The sequence below is a fragment of the Stutzerimonas sp. 21-1 genome (assembly GCF_056336065.1).
In genome coordinates, this window is record NZ_CM150500.1 from 3,764,703 (window position 1) to 3,781,408 (window position 16,706).

Genomic DNA, 16,706 nt, shown 5'->3' on the forward strand with positions numbered 1-16,706 from the left:
CGGCAGAAATCAGCCCACGGCGCGCTGAAAGGCTGGCGAAAGCTTGACTGCCTAGGATCGCTCGCAGGTGGCTCGATCCACCTCCGCACGGCGCATGCGTCGTGACAACAAAAACAACAACTGGAGATACCCGATGCTGACTGTCGTCAGACCCACACCTGCTCGTCTCGCCGTTGCCGTTGCCGTTGCCTCGCTGGCGCCGTTCGCCCAGGCCGCCTTCATCGAGGACAGCAGCGCGACGCTGCAAACTCACAACATCTACCTGAATCGCGATTTCCGCGAAGGCGACGGCCAGTCCAAGCGCGCGGAATGGACCCAGGGCTTCATCCTCGACATGCGCTCCGGCTTCACCGAAGGCACCGTCGGCGTCGGCCTCGACGCCATGGGCATGCTCGGCGTCAAGCTCGACTCCGGCGGCGGGCGCGCCGGCACCGACCTCTTGCCAGTGCAGGACGATGGCGGAACCCCGGACGAATTCAGCCGCCTGGGCCTGACCGCCAAGGCCAAGATTGCCGAGACCGAGCTGCGCTACGGCTCGCACATCCCGGAGCTGCCGGTGGTCAAGGCCAGCGACAGCCGCACGCTGCCGCAGGTGTTCGAGGGCGCCACCGTCACCTCCACCGATATCGACGGCCTGACCCTCACCGGCGGCCGCCTGGACAAGGTCATCGACCGCGCCTCGACCAACTCCCAGGACCTGCAGCTGAACAACAAGAACAGCCGCTTCGCCAGCGCCGCCGAGGCCGACCACCTGACCTACGCCGGCGCCGAGTACGCCTTCAACCAGAACCTCACCGGCCGTTACTACTACGGCGAGCTGGATGACGTGTACCGCCAGCACTTCTTCGGCCTGCTGGCGAACAAACCGCTGAGCGACAACTCCGCGCTGAGCGCCGACCTGCGCGTGATGCTCAGCGACGACAGCGGCGCGGCCAACGCCGGCAAGATCGACAACCAGGCCTGGAACGGCATGCTCGGCTACAGCCTGGGCGGCCACAAGTTCAGCCTTGGCTACCAGCAGATGCGCGGCGACACCGGCTATGCCTACATCGACGGCGGCGACCCCTTCCTGGTCAACTTCGTGCAGATCAACGACTTCGCCAACGCCGACGAGCGCTCCTGGCAGGCGCGCTACGACTACAACTTCGCCGCCATCGGCATCCCCGGCCTGACCTTCCTGACCCGCTATATCTCCGGCGATAACGCCGAGTACTCCGGCGGCAGCAACGGCAGCGAGTGGGAACGCGACTTCGAATTCAAGTACGTGGTGCAGAGCGGCCCGCTGAAGAACGTCGCACTGCGCTGGCGCAACGCGATGTTCCGCTCCGATTTTGCCCGCGACGCCGACGAAAACCGCCTGATCGTCAGCTATAGCCTGCCGATCTGGTAAACAGAACAAGAAGAGGACCTTTCGATGAAAACCCGACTCAGCCGTTTCGCCCTGCTGTCGTCCTGCCTGCTGCTGTCGAGCCAGCTGCAGGCCGAACCCAAACGCCCCGAGTGCATCGCTCCGGCCAAACCCGGCGGCGGTTTCGACCTGACCTGCAAGCTGGCCCAGAGTGGCCTGAAGGACGCCGGCCTGCTCGAGGCGCCGATGCGCGTCACCTACATGCCAGGCGGCGTCGGCGCGGTGGCCTACAACGCGGTGGTTGCCCAGCGCGCTGCCGATCCCGGCACCATCACCGCCTTCTCCAGCGGCTCGCTGCTCAACCTCGCGCAGGGCAAGTTCGGCCGCTACGACGAGAACGCCGTGCGCTGGCTGGCCGCGGTCGGCACCGACTACGGCGCCATTTCGGTGCGCGCCGACGCGCCCTACCAGAACCTCGACGAGCTGATTGCCGCGGTGAAGAAGGACCCGGGCAGCGTGGTATTCGGCGCCGGCGCCACCATCGGCGGCCAGGACTGGATGCAGACCGCGCTGATCGCCCGCGCTGCCGGTGTCGATCCGAAGAAGCTGCGCTACGTCGCCTTCGAGGGCGGCGGCGAAACGCTGACCGCCATGCTCGGCGGCCACGTACAGGTCACCTCCAGCGGCCTCGGCGAAGTCACCCCGCAGCTCGACGCCGGCAAGATCCGCATCCTCGCCGTGCTCGCCGACGAGCGCCTGCCGGGCAAGCTGGCCGACATCCCCACCGCCAAGGAGCAGGGCTACGACATCAGCTGGCCGGTGATCCGCGGTTTCTACATGGGCCCGGAAGTGCCTGACGAGGACTTCAACTGGTGGAAGACCCGGTTCGACAGCCTGCTGGCCGACGAGGACTTCGCCAGGTTGCGCGAGCAGCGTGACCTGTTCCCGTTGTCGATGACCGGCGATGAGCTCAAGGCCTTCGTCGACAAGCAGGTGCAGGACTACAAGGCCCTGGCCGGCGAGTTCGGCCTGCTCAAGTAACGCCAGAACCGGCCCGCGCCCGCGGGCCGCACGGCTCGCCCGCAACGCTCGGGCGGCCGCATCCTTGAGGTATCCCGTCATGTACGTACGTGTCTTCGCCGCGCTGTGGCTGCTCGCCTGCGCCGGCCTCGCCCTGCTCGCCTGGGGCTTCGAGGCGCCCTTCGCCTACGACCCGGTCGGCCCACGCGCCTACCCGCTGCTGCTGCTGTTGCTGATGGGCTGCGGCGCCCTATGGCTGCTGCTCAAGCCGCAGGGTGAACCGACGCCGGCATTCGACTCTCCGGGCGCCGTGCGCGCGGTGCTCTGCGTGCTGGCGCTGCTGGCCTACGCGCTGCTGTTCGAAACCCTGGGTTTCGTCATCAGCACCGCGCTGACCGGCTTTGCCCTCGGCCTGCTGTTCAACGGTCGCCTGTGGCCCAGCCTGATCAGCGGCGCGCTGCTCGGCGTGCTGCTCTACGGGCTGTTCGATTACCTGCTGGACGTGCCGCTGCCGCTCGGCCTGCTGCGGCTGCTGGAGAGCTGATATGGAAACTTTGAATTTCTTGCTGCAGGGCTTTGATGTCGCCACCCGGCCGACCAACCTGCTGGTGGCGCTGTTCGGCGCCTTCGTCGGCACCGTGGTCGGCCTGCTGCCGGGGCTCGGCCCGATCAACGGCGTGGCGCTGCTGCTGCCGCTGGCCTTCGCCCTCGGCCTGCCACCGGAGACGGCGCTGATCCTGCTCGCCGCGGTGTACCTGGGCTGCGAATACGGCGGGCGCATCTCGGCGATCCTGCTCAACGTGCCGGGCGACGCTGCGGCGGTGATGACCACCCTCGACGGCTATCCGCTGGCGCGTCAGGGCAAGGCCGGCATTGCGTTGTCGCTGTCGGCGGTGAGTTCGTTCGTCGGCAGTTTCATCGCCACCTGCGGCGTGGTGCTGTTCGCTCCGCTGCTGGCGAAATGGGCGGTGGCGTTCGGCCCGGCGGAGTATTTCGTGCTGATGATCTTCGCCATCGCCTGCCTCGGCGGCATGGTCGGCGACAAGCCAGTGAAGACGCTGATGGCCGCGCTGATGGGCCTGGCGCTGGCCACGGTGGGCGTGGATTCGACCACCGGTGTCTACCGTTTCACCTTCGACAGCGTCAGCCTGTCCGACGGCATCCAGTTCGTCATCGTGGTGATCGGCTTCTTCAGCGTCAGCGAGATCCTGCTGATGCTGGAGAAGACCCACAGCGGCCAGCAGGTGGTCAAGGCCAGCGGGCGGCTGCTGTTCAACTTCAAGGAATTCTGCCTGACCTTCTGGACCATGCTGCGCAGCGCCGTGGCCGGCTTCATCATCGGTACGCTGCCGGGCGCCGGGGCGACCATCGCCAGCGCCATGACCTACATGAGCGAGAAGCGCATGGCCGGTGCCAAGGGCCGCTTCGGTGATGGCGACCTGCGCGGCCTGGCGGCGCCGGAAGCGGCCAACAACGCCTCGGCCTGCGGCTCGCTGATCCCCATGCTGACCCTCGGCGTGCCGGGTTCGGGCACCACCGCGGTGATGATCGGCGCGCTGACGCTGTACAACATCACCCCCGGCCCGCTGCTGTTCGAACAGCAGCCGGACGTGGTCTGGGGCCTGATCGCTTCGCTGTTCATCGGCAACGTGATCCTGCTGGTGATGAACATCCCGCTGGTCGGCCTGTTCTCGCGCATGCTCGCCGTGCCGAACTGGGTGCTGGTGCCGGCGATCACCGTGATCAGCATGGTCGGCGTCTACTCTGTGCACAGCACCACCTTCGACCTGGTGCTGATGGTCGGCCTCGGCGTGTTCGGCTACCTGCTGCGCAAGCTGGATTTCCCGCTGTCGGCGCTGATCCTCGGTTTCGTTCTCGGCGAGATGATGGAAGACAACCTGCGCCGTGCGCTGTCGATCTCCAACGGTGAACTGGGCATCCTCTGGAGCAGCCCGATCACCCTGGCGCTGTGGGCGCTGACCGCGGCCATGCTGGGCATGCCGGCGCTGCGCTGGTGGCTCAAGCGCCGCCGTCGCGGCAGCGTGATCGAGGCGCAGGCCTGACATGCGCGAACTGCCGAGCTGGTGGGTGACGCCACTGATCGGCGCCCTCGGCGGCTGGCTGGCGAGCCTGGCCGGCTGGCCGCTACCGTGGATGGTTGGCTCGCTGCTGGCAGTGATCGCCGCCCGCTGCAGCGGCTGGCTGGTGCGCGAGATGCCGCGCGGCCGCCAGGCCGGGCAATGGATCGTCGCCAGCGGTATCGGCCTGCACTTTACCGGCGAGGTGATGGGCGAGGTGCTGGCGCACTTCGGCGCGATTCTCGCCGGCGCGCTCGGCACCCTGGCGCTGAGCCTGATCGGCATGTCCATTCTCTCGCGCGGCGGCTACGACCGTGCCACCGCCTACTTCGCCAGCATGCCGGGCGGTGCCAGCGAGATGGTCAACCTGGCCAGCCGGAACGCCGCCAACCCCGGCCGCGTCGCGGCCGCGCACAGCCTGCGCATGCTGCTGGTGGTGCTGGTGGTTCCGGCGTTCTTCACCTGGAGCCTGCCGCCGGTCCAGGCGCCCGCGCCGCTGCCGGTCGACTGGTTCTGGCTGGCCGTGCTGCTGCCGGCCGGCGGTCTGCTGGCGCTGCTCTGGCGCCGGTTCGGCCAGCCCAATCCGTGGATGCTCGGTCCGCTGTCCGCCTGTGCGCTGGCCAGCGCCGGATTCGACCTGCACGTCGGCCTGCCGGACGGCTTGGGGCAGGTCGGCCAATGGCTGATCGGCTCGTCGCTGGCCTGCCACTTCGACCGCGCGTTCTTCCGCACTGCGCCGCTGTTTCTGTTGCGCGTGCTGCTGTTCACGCTGACGGCCATGTTGGTCGCCGTGGCGCTGGCCGCCGGGCTCGGCTGGGCGACGGCGCTGGATGAGACTTCGCTGATGCTGGGGATGATGCCCGGCGGCATCACCGAGCTGTGCCTGACCGCCGAGGCGCTGCAGCTGTCGGTGGCGCTGGTCACTGCGGTGCAGGTGCTCAGGCTGTTTCTGGTGATGTTTCTCGCCGAGCCGTTGTTTCGGCTCTGGCAACGAGCCACGCTTTAGCCCGCCGCCAGGCGGGCTCTTTTTTGGCACCAAGCGCAGTCATTGCTGTTTGCCACGCGATGCGGGCTCAGCCGAAGAACCAGTAGCACACCAGAATCGCCGCGATCACACCGGCCAGATCCGCCAGCAGCGCACAGCCCACCGCATGCCGCGCGCGCTGGATGCCGACGGCGCCGAAGTACACCGCCAGCACGTAGAAGGTCGTCTCGGTGCTGCCCTGCACCGTCGCCGCGACCAGCGCAGGGAAGCTGTCGACGCCATGGTTCTGCATGGTTTCGATCAGCATGGCGCGCGCCGCCGAGCCGGAGAACGGCTTGACCAGCGCGGTCGGCAGCGCATCGACGAAACGGGTATCCCAGCCCAGCGTCTCGACCAGCCAGCGAATGCCGTCCAGGCCGAAATCCAGGGCGCCGGATGCGCGCAGCGCACCGACCGCCACCAGCATGGCGACCAGGTACGGCAGCAGGCTCTTGGCCACGTCGAAGCCTTCCTTGGCGCCTTCGACGAAGCTCTCGTAGACCGGCACCTTGCGCAGCGCGCCGACCACCACGAAGACCACGATCAGGCCGAACAGCGTGAGGTTGCCCAGCAGCGAGGACAGCGACGCCAGCGCGGTCGCCGACAGGCTCGCCAGCAGCGCCATGAATGCGCCGAGCAGCAGCGCACCGGGAATCAGGTAGGCCAGCACCACCGGGTCCCACAGGCGCAGGCGCTGCATCAGCGCCACCGACAGCAGCCCGACCAGAGTCGAGGCGCTGGTGGCGAGCAGGATCGGCAGGAACACCAGAGTCGGGTCCTCGGCACCCTGCTGCACGCGGTACATGAAGATCGACACCGGCAGCAGTGTCAGCGACGAGGCGTTGAGCACCAGAAAGAGAATCTGCGCGTTGCTCGCCGTGGTGCTCGACGGGTTGAGCTCCTGCAGCGAGCGCATCGCCTTGAGGCCGATGGGCGTGGCGGCGTTGTCCAGCCCCAGGCCGTTGGCGGCGAAGTTGAGGGTGATCAGCCCCAGCGCCGGATGCCCGGCCGGCACCTCGGGCATCAGTCGACGGAACAGCGGGCCGAGCAGCCGCGCCAGCAGTTCCACCAGTCCGGCCTGCTCGGCGATGCGCAGAAAGCCCAGCCACAGCGTCAGCGTGCCGAACAGCAGAATCATCACTTCCACGGCCAGCCTGGCCATTGCGAACAGGCTTTCCACCAGCGCGGCGAACACCGCCGGATCGCCGCCAAGCAGCCAGCGCGCCAGGGCGGCGGCGGCGGCAACCAGGAAAAAGCCCAGCCAGAGGCCGTTGAGCATGTGCATCCCCCTCTTTCGACAGGCAGCGATGATAGCCGCGTCATGCCGGGAGGATAGAGCGACAGCGAGGGAAAAATCCGCGAAGTGGACAAAGCGACGATAGGGCCGCGCGCCGGAGCGATGACCATGCTCCGGCGCGCAGCACCAGCCGAACCCGGACCGTTGCCGAAGGTACTCCCTGTACCCCTGGGTCACGCCGCCATGCAGAGCAACCCGTCCCCCTGGTTCACCCCTTGTCGGGGCTGCTTCCCTCGGCGCCGAGCGTTGCGTCGGCGCCGCTGTTGAGGCGCGCTACGCGCACCTCGAAAGAACTCTGGCGTCCTGTGCCGTTTCCGCTCCTCGGTGTGGAGCCGCCCGCTACGGGCGGCTTCATCCCGTCAGACGCGCGGACCGCGTCCTCGTCCGAAGATCAGCGATGCCACGAACAGCACCAGGAAGACCACAAACAGGATCTTGGCGATACCTGTAGCGGTGCCTGCGATGCCACCGAAGCCCAGTACCGCAGCGATGATGGCGATGATCAGGAAAGTGATAGCCCAACTCAGCATGGTGCGACTCCTCTCGGTTCAGGATCGGTTCTCGACGGACCGGCCAGGGCACGATCGACTACGAGTTTTTTCTACGCATCCCTGCCGGTTCGCCTGCAAACTCCCTGCTTCAGAAGACCCAGCGCTGTTCCGAGCGCGGCTGGTGCAAGTCGAGTGATTGCGGTGCCCGGCCGGTCAGCGTGATCTCATTAGGTTGAGCGTCATACAGCTGGATTCGTTCCGCCGCGTCCGGCTGCTGCTGGCTGAGCGGTTCGTCCATCGGCTGTTTGGCTCCCATGATCAAGGTCACCACTGCGGCGCCAAGCAATCCTTTGCTGGCCAGGGACAAGCGGGCTTCGCGGTTCATCCTCAACTCCTTCTAAGCATGTCGTAGGCGATTTGCCCTAGACATTGCAGCCCGCGTGCCAGCCTCACATCAAAAAATAATCCTTTATATTCAATAACTTATAAACAGCAAACGAGAATCCTTCCCTTGATTTTGCACGAGCCGCCTCGCCGACCTGTGCGTTTTGCATGATCGGCTCCGCTCAGGAGCGCGCCTCCTGCAACTGGCGCATGCGCGCATGGCAGGCACGCAGCTTCGGCAGTTCCACCGCCAGCAGCGCGCGCACGTCCGGCTGGGCATCCGGCAGCGCATCCTCAAACGCGCGCAGGATGCGCTCCTCGGTCTGCAACAGCTGCTCGACATAGGCACCATCGGCATTGCCCAGGTGTGCGCGGGCATCGGTGTACAGCTCGTTCAGGCGCCCGGTGAGCGTGCCGCCCTGCGCCGGCTGCTCGTGGCAGGCCGCCACCTTGACCGCCAGCGCCTGGATTACCTGAGTCTTGGCCTGTGCCATATCGCGGAACAGATGCTGCAGATCGACATCCTTTACTTCGTCGATCGCATGCTGGTAGAAACGCTGCCCGTCGCGGGTTATCTCGATCAGTTCATTGAGTTGCTGCGTGGCTGGATTCATGGCGGATTGCTCCTGTGACCGGCGCCGGGCGTCGGTGAAAGATGATCGATCGCAGGCCACGTACCGGCGCTGCCGCGCCGCCTGCGTCCTCTAAATCAGAGGCTGGCGCCCGCCGCCCGTTCCGCGCCACACCGGCTGCCGGAACGACGACGGCGTACCGTGCAACTTGCAAGACTTTTCATAGACTAAAGAACTCGCCGTCGGCACGGGCGCGTCCCGCCAGTGCCGCTTGCCGCATCAATATCGCGACCCGGAAGGAGCATTCATGGAGCAAACGACGGACACGGGTGGGCGAATCCTGCTGGTGGATGACGAAGCAGCGATTTTGCGGACCTTCCGCTACTGCCTGGAGGATCGCGGCTACACCGTAATGACCGCCGCCAGCGCCGCGCAGGCGGAGGCGATTCTGCAACGCCAGGTGTTCGACCTGTGCTTCCTCGACCTGCGCCTGGGCGAGGACAATGGCATCGATGTGCTGCAGCAGATGCGCACGCTGGCGCCGTGGATGCGCGTGGTGATCGTCACCGCGCATTCGGCCGTGGACACCGCGGTCGATGCGATGCAGGCCGGCGCCGCCGACTACCTGCTCAAGCCCTGCAGCCCGGAGCAGCTGCGTCTGTCGGCGGCCAAGCAGCTGGAAGTCCGGCAGATGGCGGCGCGCCTGGAAGCGCTGGAAGGCGAGATGCAGAAGCGCAGCGATGCGCTCGGCTCGCACAGCCCGGCGATGATGGCGGTACTGGAAACCGCGCGGCAGGTCGCCGACACCGACGCCAACATTCTCATCCTCGGCGAATCCGGCACCGGCAAGGGCGAACTGGCGCGCGCCATCCATACCTGGAGCCGGCGTGCGAAGAAGGCGTTCGTCACCATCAACTGCCCGTCGCTGTCGGCCGAGCTGATGGAGAGCGAGCTGTTCGGCCACAACCGCGGCGCCTTCACCGGCGCCACCGAGAGCACCCTCGGGCGGGTCAACCAGGCCGACGGCGGCACGCTGTTTCTCGACGAGATCGGCGATTTCCCGCTGGCGCTGCAGCCCAAGCTGCTGCGTTTCATCCAGGACAAGGAATACGAACGCGTCGGCGACCCGGTGACCCGCCGCGCCGACGTGCGCATCCTCGCGGCGACCAACCTCAACCTCGAGGAGATGGTGCGCGAGGGCAAGTTCCGCGAGGACCTGCTCTACCGCCTCAACGTCATCACGCTCAACCTGCCGCCCATGCGTGAGCGCCCGGAAGACATCCTCGCCCTGGCCGAGCGTTTCCTCGCCTCCTTCGTCAAGAGCTACGGGCGCCCGGCACGCGGCTTCAGCGACGCCGCACTCGCCGCGCTCAAGGCCTACCGCTGGCCGGGCAACGTGCGTGAGCTGCGCAACGTGATCGAGCGCGCCAGCATCATCTGTCCACAGGCGATGATCGAGGTCAGCCACCTCGGCCTCGGCGAACAGGCCACCGGCAACGCGCCGCGCATCGGCGAGCCGCTGAGCCTGGAGGCCCTGGAGAAGGCGCACATCGCCGGCGTGCTGAGTACCAGCGATACCCTCGAGCAGGCCGCGCGGATCCTCGGCATCGACGCCTCGACGCTCTACCGCAAGCGCAAGCAGTACGGTCTATGAAGCTGCAGATGAAGCTGAGAACCCGCCTGTTCCTGGGGTTCTCGGCGCTAATGACGGTAGCGCTGCTCGGCCTGCTGCTGGCGCTGGTCAGCGTCATGCAGATGGCCAAGAGCCAGGAGCACCTGATCCGCGACAACTTCGGCATCATCGAGATCAACCAGCAGCTGCGCCAGGCGCTCGGCAACCACCTGATCATCCTGCTGCGCGACCACCGCGATCACGAGTCGCTGGGCGCGGCGCGTGCGGCTTTCCAGTCGTCGCTGGAGCGCGGCATGCAGAGTGCGCGCAACGACGACGACCGTCAGGCCTTCCAGAGCATCGCCAGCGCCTACGCGAGCTTCCTGCTGGTGCTGGATGCGCCGCGCAGCGAGGGCTGGACGCTGCTGGAGGAAAATGAGCTGAGCCAGGCCTTCAATCAGGTCCGCACCCTGATGGTGGACATGCAGCAGAGCGCCTACGCGACGATCCGCGACACCGAGGTACGCAGCCGCGAACGCGCCATGCTGCTGGCCGGCCTGCTCGGTCTGACCGGTATCGCCGTGCTGCTGATCGGCTTCATCACCGCGCACAGCTTCGCCCGACGCCTCGGCACGCCGATCGAGCAGCTGTCGGCAGCCGCCGACCAGATCGGGCGCGGCGACTTCGGCATCGAACTGCCGACTTCGCCCATCGCCGAGCTGTCGTCGTTGAGCCGGCGCTTCGGCCTGATGGCGCAGGCGTTGTTCCAGTTCAAGCAGACCAACGTGCAGGCCTTGATGAACGGCCAGCAGCGCCTGCAGGCATTGCTCGACAGCATCGACGACGGCCTGCTGATCATCGACCGCCACGGCTGCCTGGAGCACGCCAACCCGGTCGCTCAGCGCCAGCTGGCCTGGGAAGGCGAGCATCTGGGCCGCAGCCTGGGCGAAGCGCTCGGCTACCCGGAACTGGACGAGGCCGCGCGCCTGGTGCTCAGCGACAAGCCGCTCGCCGGGCCGCCGCAGGATCTGGTGATCGAGGCCGATGGCGAACGCCGACTGCTGGCCTGGCGCATGAGCCCGGTCAACCACCACGACGGCAGCATCAGCGGCGCGGTGATGGTGCTGCACGACGTCACCGACCAGCGCACCTTCGAGCGCGTGCGCAACGAATTCGTGCTGCGCGCCTCCCACGAGCTGCGCACGCCGGTGACCGGCATGCAGATGGCCTTCAGCCTGCTGCGCGAACGTCTGCACTACCCGCCCAACAGTCGCGAATCCGACCTGCTGAGCACCGTGCACGAGGAAATGCAGCGGCTGGTACGGCTGATCAACGACCTGCTGAATTTCTCGCGCTACCAGAGCGGCCAGCAGAAGCTGGAGCTAGAGTCGTGCGACGTTCCGCAGCTGCTCGAAGACGCGCGCCAGCGCTTCGTGGTCGCCGCTGCCGAGCACCATGTCGAGCTTAAGCTGGAGCTGCAGCAGCCGCTGCCCAGCCTGCTGCTCGATCGCCAGCAGATCGAGCGGCTGCTCGACAACCTGCTGAGCAACGCCCTACGCCATACGCCGGAGGGTGGCGAGGTGCGCCTGCTGGCACGCCATCACGGCGAGCGGATGATCATCAGCGTGGAGGACAACGGCGAGGGTATTCCCTACAGCCAGCAGGCGCGGATCTTCGAGCCGTTCGTGCAGATCGGCCGCCGCCGCGGCGGTGCCGGGCTCGGCCTGGCGCTGTGCAAGGAGATCGCCCAGCTGCATGGCGGGCGCATCGGCGTGCATTCGCGCATCGGCCACGGCACGATCTTCTACATCGCCCTGCCGATCTGACGGTCGGCTTCAGCGCGTACCGTTAAGCACCTGCAGCAGCGCGGCGGTTTCGGCGTCCGGCTCGCCGTCGTAGCGCGTCGGGCGGTACTTCATCTGGAACGCCGCGAGCACGTTGCGCGTCGCCTCATCCAGCTCACCGTGGCGCGGCACCTTGTAGCCCTGCAGCTCCAGCGCCAGCTGGAACCAGGCGATATCCGGCGGCGCCGCGGCAAACGCCGCACGCTGCGCCGCCACCGCCGCGGCATCCGGCCAGGGCACCAGGCCGGCATCGGCCAGGCGCTTCCAGGGGAACAGCGGGCCGGGATCGACCTTGCGCTGCGTGGCGATGTCGCTGTGGCCGACGATGGCACCGGGCTTGAGCCCGTGGCGCTGCATGATGTCCTTGAGCAGCAGCACCAGTGCGTCGATCTGTTCATCCGTATACGGATACCAGAGGCGCCGGCCATCCTCGCCCTCGACGTAGCCACGATTGACCAGTTCGATGCCGATGGAGCTGGAGTTCAGCCAGGTGCGGCCGTTCCACTCGCTCTGCCCGGCATGCCAGGCCCGGCGATCCTCGTCGACCAGGCGATAGATGGTCGCCGGCGCGGCGCCGATCAGGTAGTGGCTGCTCACCTCGCCCTCGGTCAGCAGCGCCAGCGAATGCTCCAGACCGCTGGAGGTGTAGTGCAGCACGATGACCTGCACCCGGCTGTCCTGGCCGACCGCGCGGTAGCGGTCGTCGATCTGCGGCCCGCTGGCGCAGCCGGCCAGCAGCAGGAAGAGCGCGACAAGGCTGATGATTCTCATGGGGGACCTCGGGTCGACAGCTGGGTGATCCGCGGCGGCGCGCGAGGGCGCGATTATACGCAGCGGCCGCGAGCGCTCACAGACCGCCCGGTCAGCCACGCTCGACGCGGTTGCGCCCGGCGTCCTTCGCGCGATAGAGCGCCAGGTCGGCGCGCTCGAAGACCTGCTCGGGCGTGTCGCCGGCCGCGAACGTGCTCATCCCCGCCGAGACGGTGATCTGCACCCGCTCGCCCTTGAAATGGAACGGACAGACGTCGATGCCGCTGCGCAGCGCTTCGAGCACCTGCAGCCCGGCCTCGGGCGCGGTAGACGGCAGCAGCAGCACGAACTCCTCGCCGCCGAAACGGGCGATGAAGTCGGTGGCGCGCAGACGCTTGCGCAATTCCCCGCCGATGATCTTCAGCACCCGATCACCGGCCAGGTGCCCATAGCTGTCGTTGATCCGCTTGAAGTGGTCGACGTCCACCACGGCGAGCAGCAGCTCACCGCCATAGCGCTCCCAGCGCGCCGCCTCCAGCGCCAGCCGTTCGTTCCAGGCCGTGCGATTCGGCAGGCCGGTGAGGCCATCGAGCAGGGCCTTCTGCCGCTGCTCCTCGAGATGACCACGCAGGCCCTGCGCCGCCTGTTCCAGGCTGCCGACACGACCAACCAGCTCCTGCAGACGCGCGCCCAGCTCCTGCTCGTGCTGGCTGCGCTGCTGCTGATATTCGCCGACGGTATGCAGCAGGCCATCCAGCCGCGCCTCGACCACGCGCTTGAGGCTGGCCAGATCGGTGGCCTCGCGCATGCTGCTCTGCAGCACGTCGACCTGTTCGCGCAGCTCGTGGTCCAGGGCCTCGGCAGTCCGGCGCGCCTCAGCATGGCCGTCATGCGCAGCGCTGAGGTTCTGCTGCATGGTCACCAGCCGCTCGTTGAGCGTCTTCAGGTAGCTTTCGAACTCGCGCTGGTCCTGATCGCTGGCCGCCAGCAACAGGCTCGCCAGATCGTCCAGCACCGGAACCAGCTCGTACCAGTTCAGACCGTGGCGAATGCGCTCATGCAGCGCCTCGGCCCGCGCCTGTTGCGCTTCGCCCAGGCGCAGGCTGCCAACCAGCCCGCGCAGCGCCGCCTCGATACGCTCGGCCACCTGGCTATACGGTGGCTCCGGCGAATCGGCCAAGGCCGGCTCGCGATCGCCCGCCGGAGCATCGCTGGACGGAACGTCGCCCTCCAGCTCATACGCCGAAAGCGGCGGCGGCTGATCCGCTTGCGCCTGATCCGCCTGCGGCGGCACCTCGTCAGCGACCGGCGGCGCGGACACGGACGAGCTTTCCTCGGCGTCCAGCGCCACGCTCTCGCGGCCAGCGAACAGGCGGCGCAGAAAACCGCCGCCGGGATTGTCGACGGCAAGCGGCGCGCCGAGGGCCTGGCGCTGCAGCTCGCCCAGTTCGCCGAGCAGCGCCGGCAGTTCGCGCGCACGGCCGATGCGCTGTTCGAGCTTGCGGGCAAAGCGCTTCAGGCGCCGGCGCACGTCCGCCGGTGGCGACATCGCCAGCAACGGGTTCACCAGTCCGTGCAGCGCTTCGATCAGACGCCGAGTGCGTTCCTGGCGCTGGCGATCCGAATCCAGCACGGCCTTCTCCAGGCGCGGCACCAGCGTGCTGAGGCCGTCGTCGAAATCGCCGTCGCGCAATACCTCGCGCATCTGCCGCAGGCAGTTTTCCACCGCCGGATCGGCACCTTCGACCGCCATGCTGCTGCGTACCAGGCTGCGCCGCAGCAGATCGACGCGCTGCTCCCAGTGCTGCTCGATCTGCTCCTGCTGTTCGAGCAGGCGCAGGTATTTTTCCTTCCAGCGTTCGGTCTCGACACTCACGACGACGGCTCCAGCGTGGCCGGCAGCGCGTTGCCGTTGAGCGCCTCGGGCAGACGGATTTCCATCGCCACCGGCAGGTGATCGGAAATCGGCAACGGCAACACCTCGACACGCTCGAGGGCCAGGCTCGGGCTGAGCAGGATGTGGTCCAGACAGCGCTGCGGCCGCCAGCTGGGAAAGGTCGCCTCGACCTGCGGTGCGAGCAGGCCGAGATCGCGCAGCGGGGAATTTTCCAGCAGATCGTTGGCATGGGTGTTCATGTCACCCATCAGCACCTGATGCCGATACCCGCCGATCAGCTCGCGGATGTAGGCCAGCTGGCGCACGCGCGTGCGCCCGCCCAGCGCCAGATGCATCATCACCACTACCAGCGCGTCCTCGCCCTCGCCGAAACGCAGCAGGATCGCACCGCGGCCGGACGGACCGGGCAGCGGATGGTCCTCCAGCTGCTGCGGGGCAAGACGGCTGAGCACGCCGTTGCTGTGCTGAGCGAAGCGCCCGAGGTTGCGGTTGAGCTGCTGGTACCAGTATGGAAAGGCGCCGAGCTGCGCCAGGTGCTCGACCTGATTGATGTAGCCGGAGCGCAGGCTGCCACCGTCGACCTCCTGCAGCGCGACCAGATCGTAGCGACCGATCAGTTCGCCGATGCGCTGCAGGTTCAGCGCCCGCCCCGGATGCGGCAGCAGATGCTGCCAGCTGCGGGTCAGGTAGTGATGGTAACGCTCGGTGCGGATCCCGACCTGGATATTGAAGCTCAGCAGGCGTAGTCGTCCGTCCAGCGGCAGGCCACTCTGCGGCGCGCAGTGCACGTTGGTCTGCGGCTGCCCTGCAGCAGCCGGGCGCGACGGATACAAGCGCCGCAGCATCGTCGGTTACCGCGCGGCGCGTTCTTTTTCGATGAGGAAATCAGCCACGTCCAGCGCGCCCTGCGGCCCACCAGCCGAGCCGAGATCGAAACGGTACTTGCCGTTGACGATCAGCACCGGCACGCCGCTGATCTGGTAGGCCATGCCCAGCTTCTTGGCCTGTTCCACGCGGCTCTTCACGCCGAAGGAGTTGTACGCCTTGAGAAACGCATCCTTGTCGACTCCCAGACCGGCGAGGAACTCAGCCATTTCTTCGGGCGTCGCGAGCTTCTTGCGCTCCTGGTGATAGGCGGCGAACACCGCGTCATGCACCTGTTTTTCCACGCCCATCGATTCGAGCGCAAGGAACAGTTGTCCATGGGTGTTCCAGATGCCGCCGAACATGGCGGGGATGCGCCGGAAGGCGACGTCGGCCGGAAGCTTCTCGATCCACGGGTTGATCACCGGCTCGAACTGGTAGCAGTGCGGGCAGCCATACCAGAACAGCTCGACCACCTCGATCTTGCCCGGCTCGGCGACCGGCACCGGGCTGCTCAGCACCTCGTACTCCTTGCCCGCCTGGTAGTCGGCGGCCACGGCAGGCAGGCCGAATAGGCTGGCGGCAGCAAGGACGGCGGAAATGACGAGTTTGCGCATGGAGGACTCCTGTGAACGTCTGGCAAGGCATGACAGGCTGCCGCAAAACGACAGGTCTCACCAGCGTTTTGCGCCTTCACCTGCAGCAGTGAATGGCTATTCTAGCGGCGCCGTAACGAAAAAAAGGCGACCGACCTTACGGCCGGGCGCCTTTTCAGCAGATCACCTGTCAGCAGGCGATCAGTGCAGGCCCTGGATGTAGCTCGACAGCGCCTGAATGTCCTTGTTGCTCAGCTTGGCCGCGATACCACGCATGATCATGGTGTCGCCGTCGTTGGTGCGGTTGCCTTCGCGGAAGTCGGTCAGCTGCTTGGCAGTATAGGCAGCATGCTGGCCACCCAGCTGCGGGAAGCCGGCCAGATCGTTACCCACACCGTTCGGTGCGTGGCAACCGGTGCACGCCGGCATGCCCAGGTCCAGCTTGCCGCCGCGGAACAGTTTTTCGCCCTGCGCTACCAGCGCCGGATCGGCCATACCGACGGTCGGCTTCTGGCTGGAGAAGTAGGCGGCGATGTCGGCCAGGTCCTGATCGCTCAGCGGATCGAGCATGGCGGTCATTTCCAGTACCTTGCGGCCAACGCCCTCAGCCGCACCCGGAGTGCTGCCAGCCTTGATGTCCTGCATCTGCTTGAGCAGGTAGCGCTCACCCTGGCCGGCGAGTTTCGGGAAGTTCGGGGCCGGGCTGTTGCCGTCCACTCCGTGGCAGGCGCCACAAACGGCAGCTTTGCTCTGACCCGCTTTGGCGTCTCCAGCCGCGTGGGCCATACCGGTGATGCCAAGGGTCAACAGCAGACTCACGAGTACTTTGTTCATCAGCTCATCCAACTACGGCTAGGGGTTATAAGGAAATCGATCAGTCGGGCCGCTCGCGTCCGTGGACTACGGCGACGCTCGTTATGCATGGCGCG

Annotated in this window: 16 protein-coding genes; 7 read left to right on the forward strand and 9 right to left on the reverse strand. The window is 66.9% G+C overall.

All coding sequences use genetic code 11. The features are described from left to right. Positions 1-133 precede the first annotated feature (133 nt). The 5 genes from AC0ZJQ_RS17995 (at position 134) to AC0ZJQ_RS18015 (ending at position 5,452) form a co-directional block, all read left to right on the forward strand. On the forward strand, positions 134-1,390 hold the full coding sequence (locus tag AC0ZJQ_RS17995) for an OprD family porin (RefSeq protein WP_476477053.1): 1,257 nt from the start codon (positions 134-136) through the stop codon (positions 1,388-1,390). Positions 1,391-1,414: 24 nt separating this feature from the next. Then, positions 1,415-2,389 (forward strand): Bug family tripartite tricarboxylate transporter substrate binding protein, encoded by a 975-nt coding sequence (locus AC0ZJQ_RS18000; protein WP_476477054.1) that lies wholly within the window; start codon positions 1,415-1,417, stop codon positions 2,387-2,389. Positions 2,390-2,468: 79 nt separating this feature from the next. Further along, positions 2,469-2,912 (forward strand): tripartite tricarboxylate transporter TctB family protein, encoded by a 444-nt coding sequence (locus AC0ZJQ_RS18005; protein ID WP_008569351.1) that lies wholly within the window; start codon positions 2,469-2,471, stop codon positions 2,910-2,912. 1 nt (position 2,913) lies between these two features. Beyond that, positions 2,914-4,431, forward strand: coding sequence for a tripartite tricarboxylate transporter permease (locus AC0ZJQ_RS18010; protein WP_476477055.1), 1,518 nt, complete (start codon positions 2,914-2,916; stop codon positions 4,429-4,431). 1 nt (position 4,432) lies between these two features. Continuing rightward, positions 4,433-5,452, forward strand: coding sequence for an AbrB family transcriptional regulator (locus AC0ZJQ_RS18015; RefSeq protein WP_476477056.1), 1,020 nt, complete (start codon positions 4,433-4,435; stop codon positions 5,450-5,452). 67 nt (positions 5,453-5,519) lie between these two features. Here AC0ZJQ_RS18015 and AC0ZJQ_RS18020 read toward each other — a convergent pair whose 3' ends face one another. The 4 genes from AC0ZJQ_RS18020 to AC0ZJQ_RS18035 form a co-directional block, all read right to left on the reverse strand. Beyond that, entirely contained in the window at positions 5,520-6,749 is a 1,230-nt protein-coding gene (locus AC0ZJQ_RS18020; protein ID WP_003286803.1) for a nucleoside recognition domain-containing protein, read from the reverse strand. A gap of 377 nt (positions 6,750-7,126) precedes the next feature. Next, the gene (locus tag AC0ZJQ_RS18025; RefSeq protein WP_003282841.1) at positions 7,127-7,297 is read right to left on the reverse strand and encodes a DUF1328 domain-containing protein; all 171 of its coding nucleotides are present in this window, start codon (positions 7,295-7,297) and stop codon (positions 7,127-7,129) included. 109 nt (positions 7,298-7,406) lie between these two features. Continuing rightward, positions 7,407-7,643, reverse strand: a complete 237-nt coding sequence (locus AC0ZJQ_RS18030) for a hypothetical protein (protein WP_476477057.1) — start codon at positions 7,641-7,643, stop codon at positions 7,407-7,409. 181 nt (positions 7,644-7,824) lie between these two features. Continuing rightward, positions 7,825-8,256 (reverse strand): ferritin-like domain-containing protein, encoded by a 432-nt coding sequence (locus AC0ZJQ_RS18035; protein ID WP_314018182.1) that lies wholly within the window; start codon positions 8,254-8,256, stop codon positions 7,825-7,827. Positions 8,257-8,521: 265 nt separating this feature from the next. Between AC0ZJQ_RS18035 and algB the strand changes: the two genes are divergently transcribed. Then, positions 8,522-9,868, forward strand: coding sequence for a sigma-54-dependent response regulator transcription factor AlgB (gene algB, locus AC0ZJQ_RS18040; RefSeq protein ID WP_458988938.1), 1,347 nt, complete (start codon positions 8,522-8,524; stop codon positions 9,866-9,868). Beyond that, a complete protein-coding gene (locus tag AC0ZJQ_RS18045; RefSeq protein WP_008569345.1) occupies positions 9,865-11,652 on the forward strand; it encodes a KinB sensor domain-containing domain in 1,788 nt (595 codons plus the stop codon). Before algB ends, AC0ZJQ_RS18045 begins: the two co-directional genes overlap by 4 nt. Positions 11,653-11,661: 9 nt before the next feature. On the opposite strand, the gene AC0ZJQ_RS18050 is transcribed toward AC0ZJQ_RS18045, so the two are convergent. The 5 genes from AC0ZJQ_RS18050 to AC0ZJQ_RS18070 all read right to left on the reverse strand — a co-directional run bounded on the left by AC0ZJQ_RS18050 (position 11,662) and on the right by AC0ZJQ_RS18070 (position 16,611). Next, positions 11,662-12,441: an N-acetylmuramoyl-L-alanine amidase gene (locus AC0ZJQ_RS18050; RefSeq protein WP_165593855.1), complete on the reverse strand. Its 780-nt coding sequence runs from the start codon at positions 12,439-12,441 to the stop codon at positions 11,662-11,664. Positions 12,442-12,532: 91 nt separating this feature from the next. Continuing rightward, the gene (locus AC0ZJQ_RS18055) at positions 12,533-14,296 is read right to left on the reverse strand and encodes a GGDEF domain-containing protein (protein ID WP_476477058.1); all 1,764 of its coding nucleotides are present in this window, start codon (positions 14,294-14,296) and stop codon (positions 12,533-12,535) included. Next, positions 14,293-15,162 (reverse strand): endonuclease/exonuclease/phosphatase family protein, encoded by an 870-nt coding sequence (locus AC0ZJQ_RS18060; protein WP_008569341.1) that lies wholly within the window; start codon positions 15,160-15,162, stop codon positions 14,293-14,295. The genes AC0ZJQ_RS18055 and AC0ZJQ_RS18060 overlap by 4 nt, the downstream gene beginning before the upstream one ends. 6 nt (positions 15,163-15,168) lie before the next feature. Further along, the gene (locus AC0ZJQ_RS18065) at positions 15,169-15,798 is read right to left on the reverse strand and encodes a thiol:disulfide interchange protein DsbA/DsbL (protein ID WP_476477059.1); all 630 of its coding nucleotides are present in this window, start codon (positions 15,796-15,798) and stop codon (positions 15,169-15,171) included. A 180-nt stretch (positions 15,799-15,978) separates the two neighbouring features. Next, positions 15,979-16,611: a c-type cytochrome gene (locus AC0ZJQ_RS18070; RefSeq protein ID WP_008569338.1), complete on the reverse strand. Its 633-nt coding sequence runs from the start codon at positions 16,609-16,611 to the stop codon at positions 15,979-15,981. Positions 16,612-16,706 lie beyond the last annotated feature (95 nt).